The organism is Bifidobacterium sp. POST2/T3 (B1), from assembly GCF_058197115.1.
Map to the genome: position 1 here is coordinate 1 of NZ_JBVPQK010000255.1, position 3,791 is coordinate 3,791.

Sequence of the window (3,791 nt, forward strand, 5' to 3'; positions counted from 1 at the left end):
GAAGAATCACACAAATGGATAGCTTACCATAGTGTCCCCTCAAGTCAATCTCGGCGGCGTCGCGTCGCGTCTTGGCGGAACAATGGTGGTCATGAGGCGGAAACGGCGTGCGGAACCAGTCCGGTCGGAGCGGTTGGAGGTCGGTGGTGAGACCGTTTTGGTCATCAGGAAACGGATCGCCAACGTCTATTTGCGGGTCAAGCCGCCTGACGGCCATTTGGAAGTGACGGCACCTCTGACCTTGAGTGATGACCAGATTTGCGCCTTTATCGACGGCAAGCGCCGCTGGATCGCAACCACTAGAGATCGTCTGGCCCGCTCACGCGAGGTATACGCCCAAACCGGAGCCGATGGTCAGCTGTCGCCGGACCGATCCGAGGCCGAAGCTAAGAGGATTCTCCAGGAGAGGCTGCCGACTCTGCTTGATCGGTGGGTCCCCGTGGTGGGTCGCCGGCCTGAACGCATCAGTCTGCGGAAGATGAAAACTCGCTGGGGCTCCTGCACTCCCGCCACTGCCAGCATCCGGCTCAACACCGACCTGGCTTGGCTAGATTCTGACCTGCTGGAGTATGTGCTGGTTCACGAGCTGACCCACCTTTACGAGCATGGTCACGGACCTGGCTTCCGCGCGCGGATGGATCGTTATATGCCCGACTGGACTGAGCGCCGTCGTCGGCTCAACCGCTATTTAGCTCTGTGACCTCCGAAGCTTCGACATCTGAAGTCATGATTGCCAGAGTCATGATTTCGGGAGTTGTGAACTCGGCGTGATTTCTGAACTCGCGCACTGCGAGCCAGTAAATTATGAACCCACAGCATCATTCGTACTGATGAGCTCCGAATCGGAGCCCCCGCTAGGCCATCTCGTACGAAGCAGGATTGGTTTTTGACGCATCCTTTCGATCCTGATCTAACCTGACTATACGGCCTGATTCAGCCCGATCTGACTTTGATCTATTCTGACTCAACTAATCTCTGCCTTTAATTCGTTCTGACCTTGCTCAAGGCTGGTTTAATGCGCCACATTTGTCATCGAAGACCGAAGAGAGTCTGCCACAGCCCATGCTGGTGCGCTAGCGTTAAAGAAGAAGGGCGATCCTGCAGCAGCTAGGCAGGCTCCCTGCGAACCGGAGGCAAGCGTGGAGTCAATCCGGGGGAATAGATCATAAAGGAGCGGATGAGATGACGGAATCCAAGAAAACAATCAAGCGCGCCGTGGTGACCGGCGCCTCCAGCGGTATCGGCCAGGCCAGTGTGCGGGCCTTGGTGGACAAGGGCTGGAAGGTGGTCGGTCTGGCCCGGCGCGAGGACAATCTCAAGGCTTTGGCCGACCGGCTGGGTCAGAACTTCACCTATGAAGTCTGCGATGTGACCGATGAGGATTCCACACAGACGGCCGTCGATGCCGTGCTCAAGGGCGGGCCGGTCAAGGCTCTGGTCAACTGCGCCGGTGCGGCCTTCGGCAAGGACCCGGTGGCTACCTCCAGCCTGGACGACTGGCGCGGCATGTACGAGTTGAACGTCATAGGCACCCTGCGGGTCATCCAGAAGCTGCTCCCGGCCCTGAAAGAGACGGAGGGTACGGTCCTGGTGATCTCCTCGACGGCAGGCATCGAGCCCTACGAGGGCGGTGGCGGATACTGCGCTTCCAAGGCAGCGGAACGGGTCATGGCCCGCATTCTGCGGCTGGAACTGATTGGCGAGCCAGTGCGCGTGGTCGACATCGCTCCGGGCCTGGTCCACACCGATGAGTTCTCCCTGAAGCGGTTCGGCGGGGATAGCGACCGAGCCGATGCGGTCTACGCCGGGGTGCCTGACCTGCTGACCGCCGACGACATCGCCGTATGCGTCACCTGGGCTCTGGAGCAACCCGACACTGTGGACATTGACCAGATTGTGGTCCGCCCCCGCGCTGAGGGCTCCTACACCAAGCTCTACCGTCGTAGCTAAGCCTGATAAGGGACCGATTCAGTCAAAACTGATTCTGTCAAAACCGAGTTTGACGGGCTGATTCTGGCAGGAACCGGGTCTGGCAGAGGTTGAGTCTTGGCAGCTAAGCCTATGTGTGCCTGGCAGAACGTAGTCGACCGGGGATAGTGCCCACGGTCACGATGAGCACGGACAGGACCGATCCTGCCAGCACGCCCAGTAGGGCTGACTCCAGATGCGGGGAACCAGCGAAGGCCAAGTTGGCGATCAGGAAGGACATGGTGAAGCCGATTCCGCAGAGCTGGCAGAGGCCGATCATGTTTCCGGTCGTGGAGCCGGCAGGCCGCCGCAGCCCCAGATGACTTGCCAGGATCACCATGGTCATGATTCCCAGGGGTTTGCCCAAGGCCAGTCCCAGCATGGCGCCCCAAAAGACCCGGTCCGTCAGCAGTCCAGGTCCCAGCTGATCCAGGGAGATGGACAGGGAGAAGAAGGCGAACACGGGCAGGACCACCAGGGCGCTCAAGGGTGTCAGCAGGCGATCCAACTGTTCGGCAGGCGATGGTGCCCGGGAGTAACTCTGCTCAATTCCTATTGTCTTGGTCTCAGCTGGATTGGCCCCGGTAGATTCTGCTCCGGATGGTTCAGCCTCGCGTGACCTGGCCACAGGGGTCAATAGGCCCATCGCCACTCCCGCCAACACTGGGTGGATTCCAGCATTGAAGAGGCCGTACCAGGCCAGAAGTCCGCCCGCTAAGGCGCCCAAAAGGAACAGCAGCATCAAGGGTCGCCAGAGCCGGGAGGAACGGCTCGCTGCTCGGACCAGCAGGGCCCAGACCACAAGGCCGGCCAGGCAGACAAGCAGCCAGCTCGGTTGTCCCAAACTGGAGTAGCCCAGGGCTATCAGCAGGACGCCAATCAGATCGTCGAAGATGGCTAGGGTCATCAAAAAGGCCTGCAGGGTGGGCCCGGCCTTGGGCAGGAGCAGTTGCAGAGCCGCCAGGGAGAAGGCCACATCGGTGGCTGTTGGGACAGCCCAGCCACGCAAACCGGCGGGGGAGCCCAGGTTGAGCAGGCAGTAGATCAGAATCGGAACGGCCACGCCGCCCAGAGCGGCCAGCATGGGCAGCAGGACCTGCCTGTGGTCGCGCAGAGTACCCGTGGCAGCCTCCTGGCGCAGGTCAAGACCCATGGTCAGGAAGAATATGGTCAGCAGCCCGTCCTGTATCCAGTCCTTGAAGGAGAGGTTCAGCCCGCCTGGCAGATCCAGAGGAACCCAAGCGGCAAGAGCGTTCAGCCCCGGCCCGGTCTCTGGCAGATTGGCCAGGAGCAGCCCGGCCAGGGCGCAGGCCATCATGAATAGCCCGGTGATCCGGTCGTTTTCAGCTAACGATGACAGGGCGGCGAAGAATTTTGAAGGATGAAGTCTGTTGCGACGGCCCCTGTCAGATCCGCCCTGCCCACGCTGTGGGTTGATTTGAGATGTTGGGAATGTAGGCGTGGGCGGCATGATGTTCCTAGTCGGGCGGGTAGGGTTCGGTCTTCCATGGCCGACCAGTCTTCCCGGCGTGAGGCGGCGCCCGGCCGTCTCCCAAGTGTCAATTCTATCCTGAAGCCCAGCAGTCTATCTCGGTCAGAGAAAATGCCGGCGGCCCTGCACCTTTCACGATGCAGGGCCGCCGGCATACCGCTTATCGGAGCGGTGATGAGCTCTCAGAACTCAGTAACTCAGCAACTCAATAAACTCAGAACAGGTGGCTGCGCATGAACCATTGGAAGTGCTCCAGCTCCTGCACGTGGTCCTGCAGAATGTTGGAGCTGACGATGTCCAGGTCGTCCAGCTCCTTGATGGCCTCGCGGTC

Annotated in this window: 3 protein-coding genes and 1 pseudogene; 2 read left to right on the forward strand and 2 right to left on the reverse strand. The window is 60.4% G+C overall.

From position 1 onward, the window contains the following. The first annotated feature begins 91 nt into the window (after positions 1 to 91). Both AC0AP0_RS10030 and AC0AP0_RS10035 read left to right on the forward strand, forming a co-directional pair. Positions 92 to 700, forward strand: coding sequence for a M48 family metallopeptidase (locus AC0AP0_RS10030; protein WP_490430361.1), 609 nt, complete (start codon positions 92 to 94; stop codon positions 698 to 700). 482 nt (positions 701 to 1,182) lie between these two features. Beyond that, positions 1,183 to 1,950 carry an SDR family oxidoreductase gene (locus tag AC0AP0_RS10035; protein ID WP_490430362.1) on the forward strand — a complete coding sequence of 256 codons (768 nt, stop codon included), beginning with the start codon at positions 1,183 to 1,185 and terminating at the stop codon, positions 1,948 to 1,950. A gap of 109 nt (positions 1,951 to 2,059) precedes the next feature. On the opposite strand, the gene AC0AP0_RS10040 is transcribed toward AC0AP0_RS10035, so the two are convergent. Together AC0AP0_RS10040 and AC0AP0_RS10045 are read right to left on the reverse strand one after the other, a co-directional pair. After that, complete coding sequence (locus tag AC0AP0_RS10040; RefSeq protein ID WP_490430363.1) at positions 2,060 to 3,439, reverse strand: Na+/H+ antiporter NhaA; 1,380 nt, start codon at positions 3,437 to 3,439, stop codon at positions 2,060 to 2,062. Positions 3,440 to 3,674: 235 nt separating this feature from the next. Beyond that, a pseudogene (locus tag AC0AP0_RS10045) lies at positions 3,675 to 3,791 on the reverse strand (DNA starvation/stationary phase protection protein); the annotation flags it as partial.

Bases quoted from the DNA above. Each gene is read 5' to 3' on its own strand.
- AC0AP0_RS10035 (WP_490430362.1), top strand. From the start codon at position 1,183: ATGACGGAATCCAAGAAAACAATCAAGCGCGCCGTGGTGACCGGCGCC.
- AC0AP0_RS10040 (WP_490430363.1), bottom strand. From the start codon at position 3,439: ATGCCGCCCACGCCTACATTCCCAACATCTCAAATCAACCCACAGCGT.
- AC0AP0_RS10030 (WP_490430361.1), top strand. From the start codon at position 92: ATGAGGCGGAAACGGCGTGCGGAACCAGTCCGGTCGGAGCGGTTGGAG.